Origin of the sequence: Cryobacterium tagatosivorans (assembly GCF_004402215.1) — a bacterium.
In the GTDB taxonomy this organism is placed as follows: Bacteria; Actinomycetota; Actinomycetes; order Actinomycetales; family Microbacteriaceae; genus Cryobacterium; species Cryobacterium tagatosivorans.
In genome coordinates this window covers 86593-107046 of the sequence record NZ_SOEZ01000076.1, presented here as the reverse complement: position 1 = coordinate 107046, position 20454 = coordinate 86593, and the positions used below count along the sequence as shown (strand labels likewise).

At 70.7% G+C, this 20454-nt stretch carries 16 protein-coding genes and 1 pseudogene; 13 read left to right on the top strand and 4 right to left on the bottom strand.

The features are described 5' to 3' along the window. Positions 1-124 precede the first annotated feature (124 nt). Positions 125-478, top strand: a complete 354-nt coding sequence (locus E3O23_RS16250) for an iron chaperone (RefSeq protein WP_134492816.1) — start codon at positions 125-127, stop codon at positions 476-478. Between the two features lie 154 nt (positions 479-632). Further along, positions 633-1100: a ribonuclease E activity regulator RraA gene (gene rraA, locus E3O23_RS16245; protein WP_134492814.1), complete on the top strand. Its 468-nt coding sequence runs from the start codon at positions 633-635 to the stop codon at positions 1098-1100. A 493-nt stretch (positions 1101-1593) separates the two neighbouring features. On the opposite strand, the gene adhP is transcribed toward rraA, so the two are convergent. Then, positions 1594-2604 (bottom strand): alcohol dehydrogenase AdhP, encoded by a 1011-nt coding sequence (gene adhP / locus E3O23_RS16240; RefSeq protein WP_134492842.1) that lies wholly within the window; start codon positions 2602-2604, stop codon positions 1594-1596. A gap of 452 nt (positions 2605-3056) precedes the next feature. Here adhP and E3O23_RS16235 point away from each other — a divergent pair, with 452 nt between their 5' ends. Further along, on the top strand, positions 3057-4220 hold the full coding sequence (locus E3O23_RS16235; RefSeq protein ID WP_134492840.1) for a CaiB/BaiF CoA transferase family protein: 1164 nt from the start codon (positions 3057-3059) through the stop codon (positions 4218-4220). A gap of 90 nt (positions 4221-4310) precedes the next feature. Here E3O23_RS16235 and E3O23_RS16230 read toward each other — a convergent pair whose 3' ends face one another. Beyond that, positions 4311-5891, bottom strand: a complete 1581-nt coding sequence (locus E3O23_RS16230) for a PucR family transcriptional regulator (RefSeq protein ID WP_134492812.1) — start codon at positions 5889-5891, stop codon at positions 4311-4313. A gap of 112 nt (positions 5892-6003) precedes the next feature. Here E3O23_RS16230 and E3O23_RS16225 point away from each other — a divergent pair, with 112 nt between their 5' ends. The 4 genes from E3O23_RS16225 to E3O23_RS16210 all read left to right on the top strand — a co-directional run bounded on the left by E3O23_RS16225 (position 6004) and on the right by E3O23_RS16210 (position 11904). Next, the gene (locus tag E3O23_RS16225) at positions 6004-7455 is read left to right on the top strand and encodes an aminotransferase class III-fold pyridoxal phosphate-dependent enzyme (RefSeq protein WP_134492810.1); all 1452 of its coding nucleotides are present in this window, start codon (positions 6004-6006) and stop codon (positions 7453-7455) included. Further along, a complete protein-coding gene (locus E3O23_RS16220) occupies positions 7452-9068 on the top strand; it encodes an aldehyde dehydrogenase family protein (protein ID WP_198415203.1) in 1617 nt (538 codons plus the stop codon). Before E3O23_RS16225 ends, E3O23_RS16220 begins: the two co-directional genes overlap by 4 nt. A gap of 83 nt (positions 9069-9151) precedes the next feature. Then, a complete protein-coding gene (locus E3O23_RS16215; RefSeq protein ID WP_174776661.1) occupies positions 9152-10312 on the top strand; it encodes an acyl-CoA dehydrogenase family protein in 1161 nt (386 codons plus the stop codon). A gap of 206 nt (positions 10313-10518) precedes the next feature. Next, positions 10519-11904 carry an MFS transporter gene (locus tag E3O23_RS16210; protein ID WP_198415202.1) on the top strand — a complete coding sequence of 462 codons (1386 nt, stop codon included), beginning with the start codon at positions 10519-10521 and terminating at the stop codon, positions 11902-11904. Positions 11905-12009: 105 nt separating this feature from the next. Here the strand turns inward: E3O23_RS16210 and E3O23_RS16205 are convergent, their stop codons facing one another. After that, the gene (locus E3O23_RS16205; protein ID WP_134492806.1) at positions 12010-12696 is read right to left on the bottom strand and encodes a response regulator; all 687 of its coding nucleotides are present in this window, start codon (positions 12694-12696) and stop codon (positions 12010-12012) included. Continuing rightward, positions 12689-14500: a sensor histidine kinase gene (locus E3O23_RS16200; protein WP_134492804.1), complete on the bottom strand. Its 1812-nt coding sequence runs from the start codon at positions 14498-14500 to the stop codon at positions 12689-12691. Before E3O23_RS16200 ends, E3O23_RS16205 begins: the two co-directional genes overlap by 8 nt. Positions 14501-14715: 215 nt before the next feature. Here E3O23_RS16200 and E3O23_RS16195 point away from each other — a divergent pair, with 215 nt between their 5' ends. The 6 genes and pseudogenes from E3O23_RS16195 (at position 14716) to E3O23_RS18625 (ending at position 20406) form a co-directional block, all read left to right on the top strand. Then, complete coding sequence (locus E3O23_RS16195) at positions 14716-15762, top strand: Bug family tripartite tricarboxylate transporter substrate binding protein (protein ID WP_134492802.1); 1047 nt, start codon at positions 14716-14718, stop codon at positions 15760-15762. After that, positions 15759-16274: a tripartite tricarboxylate transporter TctB family protein gene (locus E3O23_RS16190; RefSeq protein WP_241983515.1), complete on the top strand. Its 516-nt coding sequence runs from the start codon at positions 15759-15761 to the stop codon at positions 16272-16274. Before E3O23_RS16195 ends, E3O23_RS16190 begins: the two co-directional genes overlap by 4 nt. Next, positions 16274-17944, top strand: coding sequence for a tripartite tricarboxylate transporter permease (locus E3O23_RS16185; RefSeq protein WP_134492801.1), 1671 nt, complete (start codon positions 16274-16276; stop codon positions 17942-17944). Before E3O23_RS16190 ends, E3O23_RS16185 begins: the two co-directional genes overlap by 1 nt. A gap of 277 nt (positions 17945-18221) precedes the next feature. Beyond that, complete coding sequence (locus E3O23_RS18225) at positions 18222-18848, top strand: nuclease-related domain-containing protein (RefSeq protein WP_166790555.1); 627 nt, start codon at positions 18222-18224, stop codon at positions 18846-18848. 267 nt (positions 18849-19115) lie between these two features. After that, positions 19116-19571, top strand: a pseudogene (locus tag E3O23_RS18630) (FAD-binding oxidoreductase); the annotation flags it as partial. A 157-nt stretch (positions 19572-19728) separates the two neighbouring features. Beyond that, complete coding sequence (locus tag E3O23_RS18625; protein ID WP_241983514.1) at positions 19729-20406, top strand: FAD-binding oxidoreductase; 678 nt, start codon at positions 19729-19731, stop codon at positions 20404-20406. Positions 20407-20454: the final 48 nt, after the last annotated feature.

Sequence of the window (20454 nt, the reverse complement as noted above, 5' to 3'; positions counted from 1 at the left end):
CCGGCGCCGGGCCGGGCGCCGGGCCGCGCGCGCGCGACCGGGTCCCGCCGGACGGGGCATCCGCTCGGGCGGGTCTCGCCGGACGGGGCATCCGCGCGGGCGGCGCCGGTGTATCTTGGGCCGCATGAGCGGGTCGGACGACGTCGACGACTATCTGGCCGGGGTACCGGCGGAGTTCCGCGGGGCGCTGCAGGGGCTCCGTGAGACGATCCAGCGCTTCGACCCCGAGGCCACGGAGCGGATCAGCTACCGGGTTCCGACATTCTTCGACCACGGGATGCTCGTCGGCTTCGGCGCGCAGTCCAGCGGGTGCAGCTTCTACACGCTGAGCCCCGGGCTGGTCGCGTCCCTGCGCGACGACCTCACCGGTTTCGAGGCATCCGGCGGGACGATCAGGTTCACGCCGGCGCATCCGCTGCCGGAGTCGCTCGTGCGCACCATCGTCGCCAACCGCCTCGCCGACAACCTCGGCGGCTGAGGCGCCGCGGCTGACGCGCCGGGGCTGACGTGCTGTTGCTGACGTGCCGTGCTGTCGCGTGCCCGCGTTGCGCACTGTGTGACGTGCCGCGGCTTCGGCTCTGCTGCGGGTCGCTACTCTGGGAGGACACCGCACAAGCTCCCCGGGGGACACCATGACACTGCAGACCGCCGACCTGTACGACGAGCGTGGCGAAGACCTGCAGTCCGTGGCGGTGCAGTTCCAGTCGATCGGCGGCAACGCGCGCTTCAGCGGGCCGATCCGCACCGTCAGCTGCTTCGAGGACAACGCCCTGGTCAAGGCCGTCCTGGCCCGCCCCGGCGCGGGCGCCGTGCTCGTCGTGGACGGCGGCGGATCGCTGCAGACGGCGCTGATGGGCGACATGATCGCCGAGTCCGCGGTGGCCAACGGGTGGGCGGGCGTCATCATCAACGGCGCCATCCGGGACCGGGTCGCGATCGGCGGGCTCGCCCTGGGGGTCAAGGCCCTCGGCAGCAACCCGCGCAAGAGTTCGAAGACCGGCAAGGGCAGCGCGGATGTCGTGGTCGAGTTCGCCGGGGTGCGCTTCCGCCCCGGGCGCATGGTCTACTGCGACGAAGACGGCATCCTCGCCGAACGCTAGCCGCCGCCGTTCCCCGCCGAGACTCGCCGTTCCTGCCGAGAATCGCCGTTCCTGCCGAGAATCGCCGCTGGAACGGCGATTCTGGGCGCAAACGGCGACTTTCGGCGCCGAAGCGGCCGCCGCAGAAGTCCGGGCCGCAGTCGACCCGCGGGTATGTGGCTAACTCAGGAGAATCCGGACTACCGGCTCGTCCCTCCGCGGAAATTCGGGGCACGGGGGGAGTGGCCGCCGGATTCTCCTGAGTTAGCCACACACGCACACCCTCATACGCACGGTGGCTCATACGCACGGTGGTTCTACGCACGGTGGTTCTACGCACGGTGGTTCTACGCACGGTGGGCGCTGGCGGCGGCCGGCAGCCGTGGCCGCGGGGCCTGGGAGGCGCTGCCCGGGGCGACTCGCCGCCGGGCAACGCCGCTCGCGCGTGTGACGCGCGGGCCAGTGCCGGGCCTGTACCCGTTCAATACCGGGCCTGTACCCGGCCATCACCCGGTCAGTACCGGATGACCACCCGGCCGTCGATCTTGCCGTGCTTCATCTCGTCGAAGACCGTGTTGATCTCCTCGAGCGTGCGGGTGGACACCGTCGGGTGGATCTCGCCGCGGGCGTAGAACTCCAGCGCCTCCTCCATGTCCTGGCGGGTGCCGACGATCGAGCCGCGCACGGTGAGTCCCTTGAGCACGATCTCGAAGATCGGCGCGGGGAAGTCTCCCGGCGGCAGGCCGTTGAAGACGATGGTTCCGCCGCGCCGGGCCATCCCGATCGCCTGGCCGAACGCCTTCGGGTGCACCGCGGTCACGAGCACGCCGTGGGCTCCGCCGGTCACCCGCTGGATGACCTCGACCGGGTCCTCATCCATTGCGTTGACGGTCAGCTCGGCGCCGTGTTTGGTTGCCAGGGCGAGCTTGTCGTCGGCCACGTCCACCGCGACGACGCGGAGGCCCATCGCCTTGGCGTACTGCACGGCGATGTGGCCGAGGCCGCCGATGCCGGAGATGACGACCCACTGGCCGGGCTTGGCCTCGGTCATCTTCAGGCCCTTGTAGACGGTGACGCCGGCGCAGAGCACCGGGGCGATCTCGACCAGGTCGGAATCCGCGGGGATCTTCACGGCGAACCGCGAGTCGACGAGCATGTACTGGCCGAAGGAGCCGTCGACGCTGTAGCCGCCGTTCTGCTGCTGCTCGCACAGCGTCTCCCAGCCGGTGCGGCAGTACTGGCAGCTGCCGCAGGCGGACCAGAGCCAGGCGTTGCCGACGTGCTCGCCGACGGTGATGTTGGTGACGCCCTCGCCCAGGGCGACGACGGTGCCGACGCCCTCATGGCCGGGGATGAGCGGCAGGCTCGGCTTGACCGGCCAGTCGCCCTCGGCGGCGTGCAGGTCGGTGTGGCAGACGCCGCTCGAGATGAGCTTGACGAGCACCTGGCCCGGGCCCGGCGTGGGCACCGGCACCTCGTCGACGGTGAGGTCCTGGCCGAAAGCCGAGACGACGGCGGCGCGCATCGTCGTCGCGGTCCCGTCGGTGCCGAGTTCTTCGTGCATGGTCGTTTCAATCAATGTCATGGCAAAACTCCCTAGATCGAACGTCTTCGTCCGTGGCCCCGAGGCTAGGCGGCGCAACGTTGCGCCCGCGTTGCGCGGGGTTGCGGGCATCCGGATGCCCCGCGCGGCCGGGCGGATCCGCCGACTTGACACCTCCGGTCGAGATTGCCCGGCGCACCGGGCAATCTCGACCCGAACAGGCAATCTCGGCGCAGGGGCGCAGGGGCGCAGGGGCGCGGGGCGCAGGGTGCAGGGCGCCGCAGGCAGCGGCGCGCAGGAGGGCACGCTGCCCAATCCGTGGATGATCCATCCAGCGAGCCCGCGCGGCCGGGCCGCTAGATTCGTACACAGGCCGCCCTCGACCGGGACGGCCTGCCGCGCCACCGATGAACGGAACTTCAGTGCAGAAGCAGATGGACGACAATGCGAGCGACCTTTCCCGCCCGCTCGAGGGCATCCTCGTGGCCGATTTCTCGCGCATCCTCGCCGGCCCGCTCGCCACGGTGACGCTGGCCGACCTGGGCGCGCGCGTGATCAAGGTCGAACGGCCTGGCAGCGGCGACGACACGCGCGGCTGGGGCCCGCCGTACTCCGCCACCGGCGCCACGTACTTCGAGGGGATCAACCGCAACAAGGAGTCGATCTGCCTCGACCTCACGGATGCCGCCGACCTCGAGCTGGCCCGGGCGCTCGCGCTCAGGGCCGACGTGCTCGTCGAGAACTTCAAGCCCGGCGGGATGGACAAGCTCGGGCTGGGCTACGACTCGCTCCAGCAGGAGAACCCCGGGCTGGTCTACGCCTCGATCACCGGGTTCGGCAGCGCCGGGGGAGCGGACCTGCTCGGCTACGACTTCCTCGTCCAGGCCCTCGGCGGCCTGATGAGCATCACCGGCGAGGAAGACGGCGCGCCGATGAAGGTGGGGGTCGCCCTCGTCGACGTGCTCACCGCCAAGGACGCGACGATCGGCATCCTCGCCGCACTGACCGCCCGCGCGGCGACCGGCCGGGGGGCGCGCCTGGAACTCAACCTGCTCTCCAGCCTGCAGGGCGCCCTGGCGAACCAGGGGCAGGCCTACCTCGGGGCCGGCGTCATCCCGAAACGGATGGGCAACGCGCATCCGTCGATCGTGCCGTACCAGCTGCTCGATTGCGCGGACGGGCCGCTGGCCGTCGCCTGCGGCAATGACGGCCAGTTCGCGCGGCTCGCGACAGTGCTGGGGGTGGAGCGGCTGGCCGCCGACGAACGGTTCGCGACCAACACCGCCCGCGTGCACAACCGCGTCGAACTCATCAAGATCCTGCACGGGCGCCTGGCCCGGGCCACCGCGCTCTCCTGGGAACTCCGGCTCACCGAAGCCGGCGTGCCGGCCGGGCGCGTGGCCACCATCGACGAGGGGATCGAGCTCGCCGAGACGCTCGGCCTCGCGCCGACCATCGACGTTCAGGATGCCTCCGGCACGACCGTCGGACGCCAGATCCGTCACCCGGTCAGCTGGACCCCGCCGCTCGCGCCGCGGACGGCCGCGCCGCCCGCGCTCGGCGAGCACGGCGACGCGATCCGTGCCTGGCTCACCTAATCGCCGCGAAACCGCAGTTGTGCGCGTTAAAACGCCTGTTTAGCGCGCACAACTGCGGTTTCGCGGGAGGGGAGGGGTGGGGAGGGAAGGTCAGCCGCGCAGGGCGAGCCACAGGTTCGCCGCGACATCGGGATCGTCGAGGTCGGCCTCGACGAGTCTGGACGCGATCCCGATCCGGTGCCGGAGCGAGTTGCGGTGCACGCCCAGCTCCCGGGCGGTTGGCTCCCACTGGCCCCGGTGCCGCAGGTAGCAGCGCACCGTCTCCACGAGGTCGGCCCGGGTGTAGCTCCGCAGGGCGTCCACCCAGCCATCCGCCTGCTGGTCGAGCAGGCCGTCCGCCGACACCAGCTGCCCGGAGGCGGCGCGTCGGCAGGCGCGGCCCACCTCGGTGATGCTGCCGGCGACCTGGCCCAGGAGCAACGGGCCGCTCAGCGCGACCGACAGCGCACCGGTCGTCGCGGCGGTCGTCGCGACGGTCGTCCCGCCCGGGCCGGCCAGCGGCAGGGGAGCGGGCTCGCCGTGCAACTCCCCGTCCGTCTCCCCGTTCGCTTCCCCCCGCGCCTCCCCGTTCGCTTCCCCCTGCGCCTCGTCCAGGATCAGCCAGGTCAGGCCGTCCAGCACGCTTTGCAGGCCCGAGCGACGGATGCTCCGCCGCAACGCTCTCCCGGCCGGTCCGAGCGCGGCAACCCGGTCGGCCAGCTCCGCGTCGCCGAGGAGCTCCACCTGGTCTCCGCGCACGGCCAGGAGCCGCACGCGCTCCGCCGGCACGGGCAGGCCCAGTTCCTCGGCCGCGAGGCGCGCGGCATCGACGTACCCGTGCAGGATCAGGCTGGCCACGGTGCCGCCCAGGATCGCGTTGGCCCGGCGCAGCCCCCACTGCTGCCCGGCGGTGACCGAGAGCAGCATGCAGCCGGTCAGCATGAGTTGCCGGTCCGCCGCGCGCAACGGTCGCCCGGCCCCGACCGCGAGGAATCCGGCCGTCTTCTCGTCGGCGACGATCGAGTATTCGACGACATCCGTTCCCTGCAACGGGAAGGTCGCCGAGGCGTGCGTTCCGGCCAGGCCCAGCCGCGCGGTTTCCTCGCGCAGCTGCGGGAGCACCCGGGCCTCGGCCGGAGGCCAGATCGTCTCGGCGGTGCCGTCCGCCGGAACATACACGGCCCAGCCGCCGAGTGCCTCGGCCAGCGCCTTCACCACCGACGCCACCGCCTCCGGGCGAGTGGCCGCCCGGGCGAGGGAGGTCTGCCGGCTCAGGCTCGCGGTGAGATCGGCCTGCTCCGCCCTGCCGACGAGGTCCCAGTAGGCCCGCGACACGTGCATGAACGGGATGCCGTCGGGAACGATCAGCAGCGCCAGTCCGGCCTCCCGGCAGACGGCATCCAGTTCGTCCGGCACCTCGTCGATCCCCGCGCCGAGCCCCAGGCCGAGCGCCGCCACCCCTTTGTCGAGCAGGCGCTGGACGTAGCGCCCGGTCCGGTCCGCCCCGCCGGAGAGCGGGATGCCGGTGGTCAGCAGCAACTCTCCGCCGCCGAGGTACGGGGTCGGGTCGTCGAGCTCGGAAATGTGCACGCCGGTGAGGTCGCGGCGGGCCACTCGCGCGCCGTCGTGCGGCCGGAGGTCCCGCCCGAGCCGTTCACAGAGCTGCGCGAGGCTGATCCGCACCATGGTCATTCCGTTCAGATCGAGCGCCGACAGTAATGACTGGACAGTCTATCTCCGGGCGGGTGCGCTTTTGGATAGTCCATCCGATGTCGCGGGGCACGGCCTCCTCTACATTGAAGCCATGGAATCATTGCCGCTTCCCCAGACTCGCCTGCTCCGCACCGCGATCCCGGGCCCCCGCTCCGCCACCCTGCACGCCGAGCGCACGCGCCAGGTCTCGAGCGGATTCGGGGTGGCCCTGCCCGTGTTCATCGACCGGGCCGAGGGCGGAATCCTGCAGGATGTCGACGGCAACCGGATCATCGACTTCGCCTCCGGCATCGCCGTGACCAGCGTCGGGGCGAGCAACCCGCTCGTGCAGGCCCGGGTCAGCGACCAGCTGGCACGATTCACCCACACCTGCTTCATGGTGACCGAGTACGACTCGTTCACCGCTGTCTGCGAATGGCTGAACACGCACACCCCCGGCGACTTCGAGAAGCGCACCGCGCTGTTCTCCACCGGCGCCGAGGCCGTGGAGAACGCCATCAAGATCGCCCGGGCCGCCACCGGCCGGGAGAAGATCCTCGTCTTCGACGACGCGTACCACGGCCGGTCCCTCCTCACCATGGCCATGACGGCCAAGGTCAACCCGTACAAGACCAGCTTCGGTCCCTTCCCGGGCGAGGTGCACCGGGCGCCGATGGCCGCGCCGCTGCGCTGGCCGGGAGGAGCCGAGAACGCGACCGCCGAAGCGCTCGCCGGGGTCGAGGCCGTCCTCGCCGCGCAGGGGCCGGAGACCTTCGCCGCCATGGTGATCGAACCGATCCAGGGCGAGGGCGGTTTCATCGTCCCCGCGCCCGGCTTCCTCGCCGGGCTCCGCGGCATCGCCGAACGCCACGGCATCGTCTTCGTCCTCGACGAGATCCAGGCCGGCATGGGCCGCACCGGCCGGATGTTCGCCAGCGAGTACGAGGGAGTGGCCGGCGACCTCGTCGTCACCGGCAAGGCGCTCGGCGGGGGACTGCCGCTCACGGCCGTGACCGGCCGGGCCGAGCTGATGAACGCCGTGCACAGCGGCGGACTCGGCGGCACCTACGCCGGCAATCCGCTCGCCTGCGCCGCAGCCCTCGGCGTCTTCGAGGCCTTCGAGAACGGTGACCTGCTCGCCGGGGCGCTCCGCATCGAGGACACCGTGCGCCGGGTGCTCGAACCGCTCGTGGCCGAGGACTCGCCGATCGTCGACTTCCGCGGCCGCGGCGCGATGCTCGCCATCGAATTCGCCGCCGCCGGCACCGCCTCGCCGCGGCCGTTGCTCGCCGCGGCCGTCGCCGCGCGCTGCCACGCCGAGGGCGTGCTGGTGCTCGTCTGCGGGACCTATGGGAACGTCATCCGTCTGCTTCCGCCGCTCGTGATCGGCCAGGACCTGCTCGAGGACGGGCTCGCCGTGCTGGTGCGGGCCATCGCAGCGGTGCAGGCCGAGTCGACTGCCGGCGAATTCGACGGAGATTCTCCCGTTGAGGGCCCAACCGGGCACACAACGCCCGATTTCGAGCAGAATCTCCGCCGATTTGAGACGGCGGTTTGCGAGTGAGCGTCCCGATCACGATGAACGCCGACCCGAGCTACGACCCGCGCACGGGCGAGCAGCGCGGGAGCGTGCCGCACACCTCCCCGGAACGCGTAGCGGGCATCCTCAGGCTGGCGAGCGCGGCGGCCGTGATCGTCGCCGACACCAGCCCGACAACACGCCTCGGCTGGCTCACCGCCATCGCGGATGCCCTCGCCGCCCACGAGCCGGAACTCGTCCGGATCGCCGGCGAGGAAACCGGGCTCGGCGCCGATCGCCTGCGCGGCGAACTGGCCAAGTGCGCGGCCAGCACCCGTTTCTACGGCGCGGTCGCGGCCGAGGGCAGCTACCTACAGGCCGGCACCGAGGGCATCGGCGGCGAGTCCACCCTGTCCCGCTGGAACATCCCGGTCGGCCCGGTCGCGGTGTTCGGAGCGAGCAACTTCCCCTTCGGCTTCGGCGTGATCGGCCACGACGCGGCCTCGGCCCTCGCCGCCGGCTGCCCGGTCATCGTCAAGGCCCACCCCGCCCACCCCCGGCTCAGCGTGCGCCTGGCCGGGCTCGTCACCGACGCGCTCGCCGAGGCCGGCGCCCCGGAGGGCAGCTACGCACTCGTCGTCGGCTTCGACGCCGGACTGCAGCTCATCGACGCCCCCGAGGTCACCGCGGTCGCCTTCACCGGCAGCCAGGGCGGCGGAATGGCGCTCGTCGACCGCGCCGCCGCACGCGGCGTGCCGGTCTTCGCCGAGATGGGCACCGTCAACCCGGTCTTCGTGACAACGGATGCCGCGGCGACGCCCCAAGAGATCGCCGCCGGGTTCGCCCAGTCGTTCACGCTCGGGGCCGGGCAGTTCTGCACCAAACCCGGGCTGCTCTTCGCCCCGGCCGGCGCCGGCATCTTCGACGCCGTACTCGCCGAGCTGGCCCAGGTCGAGGCCGCCCCCCTGCTCACGGCCGGGATCGCCGCCGGCTACCGTGCCGGTGTCGCGCAGCTCGCCGCAGCGGCGGGCGCCTCGGCCCCCGCCGAAGCCGTCGCCGACGCTCCCGTCGTCGCCGCCGAAACGGCCGCCGACGTCGTTGCCGGACCTGCCGCCGACGGAGCTGCCGGAGCTGCCGCCGACGTCGCTCCCGACGCCGCCGCCCACCCCCGCGACGGCTACGCGGTCGCCCCGCGGGCGATCCGCGTGCGGCTGGACGACCTCCACCCCGGCTCCCGCCTGCTCGAGGAGTGCTTCGGTCCCGTCGCGCTCGTCTGCGAATACGAGGAGGCCGGGGACGCCCTGGACGCCCTCGTCCGGCTGCAGCCGAGCCTCGTCGCATCCGTCTTCACAGGTGGCCCGGGCGACCCGGAGTCGGCCGAGGTCGTGCGCCGGCTGCTCGGCCGGGTGGGGCGCGTCGCCCTCAACGCCTGGCCCACCGGGGTGGCGACCTCCTGGTCGATGCAGCACGGCGGCCCGTGGCCGGCCACCTCCCGCTCCGACGCGACGAGCGTCGGCGCGGGGGCCCTCGGCCGGTTCGTGCGGCCGGTCGCCGTGCAGAACGCCGAACCCGCGCACCTGCCGGCGGCCCTGCAGCCGGACAACCCCTGGCGCATCCCGCGGCGAATCAACGGCAAACTGACAGTGCCCAGCGAATGACTCCGGCCACGCGAACCATTCCGGCCGAGCAAACTCCTCCGGCCGAGCGAATGACGTCCTCCACCCTGATGAAAGAGAACCCCATGATCGACACCTCAGACCTCATCGACATCGAGTCCCTCCTCAGCGGCGAGGAGGTCGCGCTCCGCTCCTCCGTGCGCGCCTTCGTCGACTCGGCCATCCGGCCGAACATCGCGCTCTGGTACGAGAATGGCGTCTTCCCGCTCGAGATCGTGCCGGAGATGGCGAAGCTGGGCCTGCTCGGCATGCACCTCACGGGCTACGGCTGCCCCGGTCGCAGCTCCGTCGAGTACGGCCTCGCCGCGCTGGAACTCGAGGCCGGCGACTCCGGCCTGCGCACCTTCGTCAGCGTGCAGGGCTCCCTCGCGATGAGCGCCATCCACAAGCACGGCTCGGAGGAGCAGAAGAACGAGTGGCTGCCGAAGATGGCGTCCGGCGAGGCGATCGGCTGCTTCGGCCTGACCGAGCCCTCCTCGGGCTCCGACCCGAGCAGCATGACCACCTACGCGCGCCGCGACGGCGACGACTGGGTGATCACCGGCACGAAGCGCTGGATCGGGCTGGCCACCGTGGCCCAGGTCGCCGTGATCTGGGCGATGACCGACGACGGGGTGCGAGGCTTTGTCGTCCCCACCGACACGGCCGGCTTCACCGCCACGGTGATCGGACCCAAGCTCTCCATGCGGGCGTCCATCCAGTGCGAGATCGACCTCGACAACGTGCGCCTGCCCGCCTCGGCCATGCTGCCGAAGGCCAGGGGCCTGAGCGGTCCGTTCGCCTGCCTGAACGAGGCGCGCTACGGCATCATCTGGGGCGTCATGGGCGCCGCGCGGGACAGCTACCTCACCGCCCTCGCCTACGCCGGCGAACGGATGCAGTTCGGCAAGCCGCTGTCGGGCTACCAGCTGACCCAGTCGAAGCTCGTCGACATGGCGCTGGAGATCAACAAGGGCACCCTCCTCGCCCTGCACCTCGGCCGGCTCAAGGACGCCGGCACTCTCCAGCCGCACCAGATCTCCATCGGCAAGCTCAACAACACGCGCGAGGCGATCGCCATCTGCCGCGAGGCCCGGACCGTGCTCGGCGGCAACGGCATCACGCTCGACTACTCGCCGCTGCGCCACGCGAACAACCTGGAGAGCGTGCGCACCTACGAGGGCACCGACGAGGTGCACGCGCTGATCATCGGCAACCACATCACGGGTATTCCCGCGTTCCGCTGACGCGGCATCCCCGCTGGTTGTGCTGGTCGTGCGCGGAGGCGCGCTTGTGCTGCGCCGCTGCGCGGGAGGCGCGCCGCTCGCGCAGCGGCGCACGACCAGCGCAGCCGAACGACGGCCGCGCAACCGGCGCTGACGCCCGCATCCGTTGCCCACTTTTCCTGCACTGTCCGCACTGAAACGCCCCACTCATCATCAAAGGAGATCGAATGAGTTCGCTTGCCGTCATGGACGAGGCTCCCACCTCGAAGTTTCACCGAAAGCTCCTCATAGCGTGTTGCGGAGGACCGTTCCTGGACGGCTACATCCTCAGCCTCATCGGAGTCGCCCTCGTCGGGTTCGTCGCCGACTATCCGGTCAGCCCGGTGCAGGTCGGCCTGATCGGGGCGGCGTCCCTGATCGGGATGTTCTTCGGCGCGATCATCTTCGGGACGCTCACCGACCGGATCGGCCGCGAGAAGATGTACGCGATCGACCTCATGGTGCTCGTGGGCGCCTGCTTCCTCACCGCGTTCGTGCAGGGGCCGTGGCAGCTCATCGTGCTGCGCTTCATCATCGGCCTGGCGATCGGCGCGGACTATCCGATCGCCACGTCGCTGCTCACCGAGTTCACCCCGGTGAAGAAGCGCGGCTTCATGATCGGGCTCTCCGCCCTCGCCTGGGGCCTGGGCGCGATGACCGCGTTCCTCGTCGGCTGGGTGATGGTCGAGGCGTCCGGCGGCTATGAGCTGTGGCGCTGGATGCTGCTGAGCGGCGCGATCCTCGGGGTCATCGTGGTGGTCATCCGCCGGGGCATCCCGGAATCGCCGCGCTGGCTCATCCAGAAGGGGCGCATCGCGGAGGCCCAGGATGTCATCGAGCAGGTCTACGGCCACCGCGACATGTCGCTCAGCACGGCCAGCACCGAGGACCGCACCCTGCCGACCTGGGATGCCCTGCGCCTGGTGCTGAGCCGCAAGTACCGCAAGCGCGTGATCATGTGCGGCGTGCTGTACTTCGCCCAGATCACCCCGCAGTACGCGATCTACATCTTCGGACCGATGATCCTGCTGTCCTTCGGACTGGAGGGCGGAAGCCTGGACATCATCGGCACGGCCGTCATCAGCCTCCTCTTCGTGCTGGGCAACGCCGCGGCGCTCAAGCCCGTCGAGACCCTCGGCCGCCGGCCGATGACGGTCATCCCGTTCGCGCTGATGTCCCTGCCGCTGCTCGCGCTCTGGCTGCTGCCGAACGGCCCGGTCTGGTTCGTCATCCTCGCGTTCTGCTTCTACGCCTTCGTCTCCGGCGGACCCAGCCTGATGGAGTGGATCTACCCGAACGAGCTGTTCCCGACCGAGATCCGCGCCACCGCCGTCGGCATTGTCGTGGCGATCAGCCGGATCGGCGCGGCCACCGGAACGTTCCTCATGCCGATCGGCCTGGCCCAGTTCGGCGTCAGCGGGGTCATGCTCGTGGGCGCGGTCCTCACCCTCATCGGCTTCGTCGTCACCTACGCCTGGGCCGTCGAAACGAAGGGCCGCTCGCTCGAGGACACCTCCTCGATCACGGTCATCACCCCGGAGCAGCTCGCGAAGGTGAAGACCCCCGTCGGGTAGTCCAGTCGAGCGGATCCTCGCCGAGAGTCGCCGTTTCCGCCGAGAATCCCCGGTGCAACGGCGACTCTCGGTGGAAACGGCGACTTTCGGCGTTCCGGCGGGTGGCTAGCGGGAGACCGGCCCGAGCCAGGAGTAGCGTCGCTGGGGACGCCCGGTCTGGCCGTAGCGCAGGGCCACGGCGGCCTGCCCGAGCAGCACGAAGTGCTCCAGGTACTTGCGGGCCACCACCCGCGACAGGCCGAGCTCCTCGGCGCACTCGGACGCGGCCAGGTCGGGGTCGGCCTCCTTCAGCGCCCGCTCGATCAGCACCGCCGTCTCCTTGCTCAGCCCCTTGGGCAGCGCAGGCAGCGGGGCCACGCCGGACGCCGAGCCGAGGGCCTGGTCCAGGTCGCTCTGGCTCAGGTCGCCTGGGCGGCCAAGCACCCGCCGGCGTTCCGCGTACCCGGCGAGCCGCGCCTGCAGCTCGGAGATCTTGAACGGCTTGAGCAGGTAACTCACGATGCCGCCCTGCAGCGCCGCGCTGACCGTCTCCGACTCGCGGGCCGCGCTGAGCACCAGGAAATCCAGGTCGTGCCCGTGCTCCCTGGCGCGACGGATGACGTCCAGCCCGGTCGTGTCCGGCAGGTAGATGTCCAGCAGCACCAGTTGCGGCTGGAGGCTGCCGATCAGCTCCAGCGCCTGCGCGCCCGAGTGCGCGACACCCACGACCCGGAACCCGGGGAGCTGCTCGACGATGCGCTCATGGGCGCGCGCGACCATGAAGTCGTCGTCCACGATCAGCACGTCATACATGGCTGGCCTCCCGGCCGGTGGGATCGGTGAGGTCGGGCATGTCGGCGGGGCCGTCGTCCATCGCCGCTGCCGCGGCCGACGCGTGCGCGACCGTCGGCAGCACAGCCTCGAAGACCGCGCCCGCGTCGTTCCGGTAGCTGACCGTGCCGCCGCGGCGGGTGGCGACGAGTTGCACGATTGCCAGCCCGAAGCCGTGGTCGCCGGCACTGGACGATGCCGATTTCGACGTGACTCCGGCCTCGAAGACGCGGTCGATCAGCGCGGAGTCGACCCCGGGCCCGGTGTCGCGCACGACGACCCGCACCGCGGCCGGCCCGGCCGCAGCGCCCGCCGACCCCGCAGCATCCGCAGCCCCGGCCGCGCCCGCAACATCCGCCGAACCCGCAGCGCCCGCCGCCCCGGCCACGCGAGCCCCCACCACCCGGACATCGACCGACACGTGCCTGGTTGCGCCGCCGGTGACGGCATCCAGCGCGTTGTCGACGAGGTTGCCGATCACCGTGACCAGGTCGATCGACATGGCTTCGTCGACCCGGGGAAGCGCGGAGTCGGCCGTGAGCGTGAGGTCGGCGCCGCGCTCGCGGGCGAGCGACGTCTTCGCGATCAGCAGCGCCGCGACCGCCGGCTCGCTGATCCGGGTGAGCACCGTGCTGTCCAGCTCGGAGCGATCCCGCGACACCGCGTCGATGTAGTCGACGGCCGCGTCGGTGTCGCCGAGCTGCATGAGCATCGAGATCGTGTGCAGCCGGTTGGCGAACTCGTGCGTCTGGGCGCGGAGGGTGTCGGTCGCCTGCCGGCTGCTGCCCAGGTCGTGCTGCAGCGTCACCAGTTCGGTGCGGTCGCGCAGGGTGGTCACCACCTCGGGCTTGGAGCGGGGCGGATGAATCGTGGTCTGGTTGAGCACGAGCAGCACGCCGCGATTGACCAGGGGAGTGTCCCGGTCATGCGCTCCGTGCGAACGCAACGCGCGCTCGGCCTCGCCGCCGAGGCCGACCCGGTCGACCCGGCGGCCGACCGCGTCGTCGGGCAGCCCGAGCAGCGAGCGTGCGCTGTCGTTGGCCAGGGTGATGATGCCGTCGGCGTCGACCGCGATGACGCCTTCACGGATGCCGTGCAGCATCGCCTCCCGGTGCTCGACCAGACGGCCGATCTGTTCCGGTTCCAGGCCGAGCGTCTGGCGTTTGACCCGGGCGGCGAGCCACCACGACCCCGCCGCGCCGAGGATGCCCGCGACGCCCAGGTAGGTCAGCAGGTTCGGTGCGGCATCGGAGAGCAGGCCGGTCACGGTCGGGAACCGGCGTCCGGCGATCACCGTGCCGATGAGTTCGCCGGAGTTGGACAGCACGGGCACCCGGGCGACGACATGGTCGACGGTGCCGAGCTGCGCGACGCCGGCCCAGGCGCCGGCGTACCCCTTCCGCCCGGCGTCCAGCCTGAGGGTGGTGCCGAGCATGCGCGGGTCCGCCGGGGAGGCGAGCACGCGGCCCGCGGCATCCGTGACGATCAGCTCGTCCACCCCGGTGGTCGTGCGGAGCGACTCCACCGGGGAGGCGAGTTTGCGGGGTGCCGAGTCGTCGGCGAGCAGGCTCCGGAGCAGGGGGTTCGCGGCGGTGTACTCGGCGACGGTGAGCATCCGTCGCTGCTGGCCGCTCGCGAAGATGTTGCGGGTCTGCTCGAGCGAGATCGCGGTCACGGCCACGAGCACGATGGCCAGCAGGGTGAGCTGGAAGATGAGCAGCTGGCGGGTGAGGCTGAGCCGGGGGCGCGCCGACGACGGCGCCGAGGACTGCGACTGCGACTGCACGTGCCCTCCCGTCGACCGGCCGAAGCCATCGTCGGCCCAGGTCGTCGGGCCACACCGCGGCCCTGCTAAATAATCCCTCACAATGGGGGAGGAAGGAAACTCGGCCACAAGCTACACAACGTCCTCTAACACCACAAGTTGCAGGGGCCGCGGCGCCCCTGCGCATCATGGTCACGGTCGGCGACGATGCCGGCCTTCAATCGAAGAGGATTGCAATGCGCAAACCAGCTCTGCTTAAGCCCGCCCTGCTCAAGCCCACACCGACGCGTTTCATCGGCAGCACGGTCGTCGCCTCCACACTCATCCTGGCGCTCAGCGCCTGCGGTGTCACCGGCACCACCGCGAGCACCGCGGAGGCAACGGCCAGCGGCCCGCTCAAGAACATCCAGGTGATGATCCCCAACGCCCCGGGCAGCGGCTACGACGTCACCGGCCGCGCCGCGGTCAAGGTGATGGACGAAATCGGCGTCACCACCGGCACCGAGGTCACCAACCTGGCCGGCGCCGGCGGCACGGTGGGCCTCGCGCGCACCCTCACCGAAAAGGGCAACAAGGACTTCATGCTCCTCATGGGCCTCGGCGTCGTCGGTGCCGCCTACACGAATGAGACGGATGCCAAGGTCGCGGATGCGACTCCGATCGCCCGCCTGATCGAGGAGGCCGGCGCCATCTTCGTGCCGACCAACTCCCCGTACAAGACCCTCGACGACCTCATCGCCGCGTGGAAGAAGAACCCCGGCGCGTTCCCGGTCGGCGGCGGATCCTCGCCCGGCGGACCCGACCACCTGCTGCCGATGCAGCTCGCCGACGCGGTCGGCATCAAGGCCAGCGACGTGAACTACGTCGCCTACGACGGCGGTGGAGAGCTGCTGCCGGCGATCCTCGGCGGCAAGCTGCAGTTCGCGGCCTCCGGCTACGGCGAATTCCTCGAGCAGGTCAAGGCGGGCGAACTCCGCGTCCTCGCCGTGACCAGCGAGGAACGCGTCCCCGTTCTCCCGGATGCCCCCACCCTCAAGGAGCAGGACGTCGACCTGGTCTTCACCAACTGGCGCGGGCTGCTCGCCGCCCCTGGCCTCACGAAGGCCGAGACGGCCAGGCTCGTGACGGCCGTCACGGCGATGCACGACAGTGACGAGTGGGCGCAGGTCCTCGAGGACAACGGCTGGACGGATGCCTTCCTCACCGGAGACGACTTCGCCTCCTTCCTGACCGAACAGGACGAGCGCGTCGCCACCGTGCTCACCGACCTGGGACTGGTGTGACCACCCGCTCCCGGGGTGGAACAGGACTGCTGAACGGCCGCTCCGAGCTGGGCGTCGCCGCCCTGCTCGGGGCGCTTGCCGTGATCGTCGCCGTCGACACCGCGAACATCCGTCACACGGCGGTCAATGCCGGGGTGATGGGGCCGCAGGTCGTTCCCACCATCATCGCGATCGGCCTGGCCCTGTGCGCGATCGCGCTGGCGATCAGCGTCCTGCGCGGAGGGCACGGCGACCCGGAGGACGGCGAGGACATCGACCTGTCGATCCCCGCGCACTGGCCCACGGTGTTCGGCCTTGCCGGCCTCATCCTCGGCTACGCCCTGGTCCTCGACCCGCTCGGCTACGTGATCGCCAGCAGCATCCTCTTCTACGGGTCGGCGCTGCTGCTCGGCTCCAGGCGTTACGTCTGGGCGCTGGTGATCGGCATCCTGCTCTCGTTGGGCACCTTCTACGGCTTCGTTCTTGGCCTCGGCATCATGCTGCCGGCCGGCCTCCTGACAGGAATTCTCTGATGGACAATCTCTCCCTCCTGATGGAGGGGTTCGCCAATGCGCTGACCCTCCAGAACCTCTTGTTCGCCCTGATCGGCGTGCTGCTCGGCACCGCCGTGGGCGTGCTGCCGGGAATCGGCCCGGCGATGACCGTCGCGCTGCTCCTTCCCCTGACCTACGCGCTCGACGTGACCGGTTCGCTGATCATGTTCGCCGGCATCTACTACGGCGGGATGTACGGCGGGTCGACCACGTCGATCCTGCTGAACACGCCGGGGGAGAGCTCCTCGGTGGTCACGGCGCTCGAGGGCAACAAGATGGCCAAGGCCGGCCGCGGCGCCCAGGCGCTTGCGACGGCGGCCATCGGCTCGTTCGTGGCCGGCACCATCGCCACCGGCGCCCTCGTGCTCGTCGCCCCGTTCATCGTGTCGATCGCGATCAGCCTCGGCGCCCCGTCCTACTTCGCGATGATGCTGTTCGCCTTCATCGCGGTGAGCACGGTGCTCGGCTCGTCCCGCATCCGCGGCCTCTCGTCGCTGTTCATCGGCCTGACCATCGGCCTGGTCGGGATGGACCCCACCACCGGCCAGCCCCGGCTGACGTTCGGCCAGCCACTGCTCTCCGGCGGCGTCGACGTCGTCGTCATCGCCGTTGCGCTGTTCGCCGTCGGCGAGGCGCTCTGGATCGCCGCGCACCTCCGGCAGGGCAAACAGGCCACGATCCCGGTCGGCATGCCCTGGATGGGCAAGGAGGACTGGAAGCGCAGCTGGAAGCCGTGGCTGCGCGGCACGGTGATCGGCTTCCCGTTCGGCGCCATCCCGGCCGGCGGCGCGGAGATCCCCACCTTCCTCTCCTACGTCACCGAGAAGAAGCTGTCGAAGCACCCCGAGGAGTTCGGACACGGCGCCATCGAGGGTGTCGCCGGGCCCGAGGCCGCGAACAACGCCTCCGCGGCGGGCACGCTCGTGCCGCTGCTGACGCTCGGGCTGCCGACCACGGCGACCGCCGCCGTGATGATCGCCGCGTTCAACCAGTACGGCATCCACCCGGGGCCTCTCCTGTTCAAGACCGAACCGGTGCTGGTCTGGACCCTGATCGCGAGCCTGTTCATCGGCAATACGCTGCTGTTGGCGCTGAACCTGCCACTCGCGCCGTTCTGGGCGAAGCTGCTGCGGATTCCGCGGCCGTACCTGTACGCGGGGATCCTGTTCTTCGCCACGCTCGGCGCGTACGCGGCCGGGATGCAGGCGTTCAACATCGCGATCCTCCTGCTGATCGGCGCGCTCGGCTACATGGCCAGGCGCTACGGATTCCCCGTGCTGCCGATCATCGTCGGCGCGATCCTCGGCCCGGAGATGGAACGCCAGCTGCGCCGCTCGCTGCAGATCAGCTCCGGCGACCCGGCCGCGCTGCTGAGCGAACCGCTGCCCATCGTGCTCTACACGGTGATCGCGGTCTTCCTGATCCTGCCGCCGCTGGTGAAGGCCGTGCGGCGCCGGATGCGCGGCGGTGACGGTGGCGGGGCCGACGGCGACGGCGGGGCCGGCGGGGACGGCGGCGCTCCGCTGGACGGCGCGATCGATGCCGCTCCGGATGCCGGTGCTCCCGATTCCGGCGCTCCGGATACAGCTGCTCCGGATGCCGCCGCTCCCGCCGGTCCCGCGGCCGCCGAGTCCTCCCGCCGAGCTTGACGGTTGCGGTCGAGTTTGCCTGGTGGTGTCGGGCAAACTCGACCGGAACAGGGCAACTCGGCGCATCCGTGGCCGGCTCCCGCAGAACCCGCGCGGAACCCGCTCCCGCCCAGAATCGCCGTTCCTGCTGAGAATCCCCGGTGGGGCGGCGATTCTCGGCAGAAACGGCGATTCTCGCTGCTCAGATGAGCACGAATCCGGGGCAAAGCACACCCATTTGGGGGCTGCGCGGCACGGCACTCGGGGGCTAGATTCGTCACAGCCAAAGAGGAGATTTGTGACCACCGACATCCCCAACCTGCGGCAGCGTCTCGCCGCTCAGTCGGTCATCGAGAGGCTCCTTCCGCTCGGGCGCACCACCCTCAGTAGTCGCAGCGTCGCCCGCTATCTCGGCGCCAAAGGCGAGCGGATCGTCGGCTCGATCCTCGACACGCTCCCGCCCGAGTGGACCGTGCTGCACGCCCTCCCGATCGGCGCCCGGAGCTCGGCCATCGACCACCTCGTCGTGGGCCCCGGCGGCGTCTTCACGATCTCCACGAAACACTTCGGCAGCAAGATCATCGGCGTCGGCAAGCACGGCATGACGGTGTCCGGCCGGCCGGTTCCGAGCATCCGCACCGCCGAATTCGAAGCGGCCCGGGTCACGACCCTGGTCCGCGAACGGATGCCCCTGGTCGCCCCCGTGCAGCCGGTGATCGCCGTGGTCGAGCCGAAGCAGCTCATCATCCACGACCGTCCGGACCAGGTCAAGGTCGTCGACGCGGGCGACCTGCGCCGGTGGCTGATGCAGCTCCAGCCGGTGCTGACCGAGCCGGAACTGATGGAACTCGACGCGATCGTCGACGGCCCGGGCACCTGGCGTTCCCTGCCCGACTCCGCGCCCGGACTCGCAGCACGCGCCTGAGCCCGACTGCCGCGACCGCCGGACTGCCGCGACCGCCGAAGCCGCGACCGTTCACTGTCGCGACCGTCGGCTGCCGCGAGCGTTGACAGGCGCCGAGCCGAGGCGTAATTTTTCTCATCTAGGGGCCCGTGCCGTGCAGGCCAACGGGGCCGGACTGATCTAGCTGGACTGATCTATGGGGGCCGGGTCCATGGCGGCCGGGCGGGGGCGTGATCCCGACGGCCAGGAGTTCCCGACGCGAGCCACCACGGAGTGCAGGAGACTCTCATGTCCACGGTGATCGACGAACTGCGTGCGCAGGTGAACGGGCACGCCATCGCCCCCGATGACGCGGAATACGAGGCCGCGCGCGCCGTCTTCAACGGGATGATCGACAGACGCCCGGCCGCGGTCGTCCGCGTCGGCGGACCCGACGAGGTCGTGAGCAGCGTGAACTTCGCGCGCGCCCACGAGCTCGACCTGGCCGTGCGGGGCGGCGGCCACAGTGCCCCCGGGTTCGGCACCTGCGACGACGGGATCGTCATCGACTTCTCGTCCTGCACGCGCGTGGATGTTGATCCGGTCACGCGGCGGGCGCGAGCGGAGGCCGGCGTCACCTGGGCGGCGTTCAACCGCGCCACCCACGCCTACGGCCTGGCCACCCCCGGCGGCATCGTCGGCAGCACGGGGGTCGCGGGCCTGACCCTCGGTGGCGGGATCGGCTACCTCAGCCGCCAGTACGGCCTGACCTGCGACAACCTCCTGTCGGCGGATGTCGTCACCGCCGAAGGCAGGAACCTCACGGCCAGCGCCACCGAGAATCCCGACCTGTTCTGGGCACTGCGCGGAGGCAAGCGGCAACTTCGGCGTCGTCACGTCGTTCGAGTTCCAGTTGCACCCGGTGGACACGGTTCACGGGGCGATCATCTTCTACTCTGTCGACGATGCACGGGACGTGGCCGATTTCTACCGGGAGTACATCCGGAGCGCGCCGGAGGAGTTCGGGGCCTTCCTCGACGTCGCACCGGTCGCCGGCTCGATGGTGCGCCCGATGCCCTACCCGGAGCTGAACGTGGCCTCCGACGAGCTCCAGCCGAGGGGCCTGCAGGCCTACTGGAAGGCGAACTTTCTGTCGGAGCTGGGCGACGGAGCCATCAACGCCTACCTGGACTTCGGCCGGATGGTGCCGAGCGTGCAGACATCCGTTCACATCTACCCCATCAACGGCGCCGTGCAGCGGATCGGCGCGGAGGACACGGCATTCCCCTACCGGCATGCGAACTTCTCGCCGGTGATCGCCTGCATGTGGAGCGACCCGGCCGACAACGAGTCCAACATCAAGTGGGTGCGCGACTTCTGGACGGCCCTGCGCCCCTTCTCCGAGCCCGGCGGCTACATCAACTTCATGGATGCCGACGACCTCGGCCGGATCACCGACAACTACAGCGCCAACTACTCGAGGCTCGCGGAGCTGAAGGCGAAGTACGACCCCGGCAACCTGTTCCACATCAACCAGAACATCAAGCCGGCCCACGGCCCGACGCTCAGCACGTACCACTACGACGAAACCCGCAAGTAGACAGTCCGTCCTGTAGACAGTCCGTCCTGTAGACAGGCCGTCCGATAG

Coding starts and splice junctions, on each gene's coding strand:
- E3O23_RS16250 (WP_134492816.1), top strand. CDS start 125: ATGAGCGGGTCGGACGACGTCGACGACTATCTGGCCGGGGTACCGGCG.
- rraA (WP_134492814.1), top strand. CDS start 633: ATGACACTGCAGACCGCCGACCTGTACGACGAGCGTGGCGAAGACCTG.
- adhP (WP_134492842.1), bottom strand. CDS start 2,604: ATGCGCGCCGCCGTCGTCTCGGCTTTCGGCCAGGACCTCACCGTCGAC.
- E3O23_RS16235 (WP_134492840.1), top strand. CDS start 3,057: ATGGACGACAATGCGAGCGACCTTTCCCGCCCGCTCGAGGGCATCCTC.
- E3O23_RS16230 (WP_134492812.1), bottom strand. CDS start 5,891: ATGACCATGGTGCGGATCAGCCTCGCGCAGCTCTGTGAACGGCTCGGG.
- E3O23_RS16225 (WP_134492810.1), top strand. CDS start 6,004: ATGGAATCATTGCCGCTTCCCCAGACTCGCCTGCTCCGCACCGCGATC.
- E3O23_RS16215 (WP_174776661.1), top strand. CDS start 9,152: ATGATCGACACCTCAGACCTCATCGACATCGAGTCCCTCCTCAGCGGC.
- E3O23_RS16210 (WP_198415202.1), top strand. CDS start 10,519: ATGAGTTCGCTTGCCGTCATGGACGAGGCTCCCACCTCGAAGTTTCAC.
- E3O23_RS16205 (WP_134492806.1), bottom strand. CDS start 12,696: ATGTATGACGTGCTGATCGTGGACGACGACTTCATGGTCGCGCGCGCC.
- E3O23_RS16195 (WP_134492802.1), top strand. CDS start 14,716: ATGCGCAAACCAGCTCTGCTTAAGCCCGCCCTGCTCAAGCCCACACCG.
- E3O23_RS16185 (WP_134492801.1), top strand. CDS start 16,274: ATGGACAATCTCTCCCTCCTGATGGAGGGGTTCGCCAATGCGCTGACC.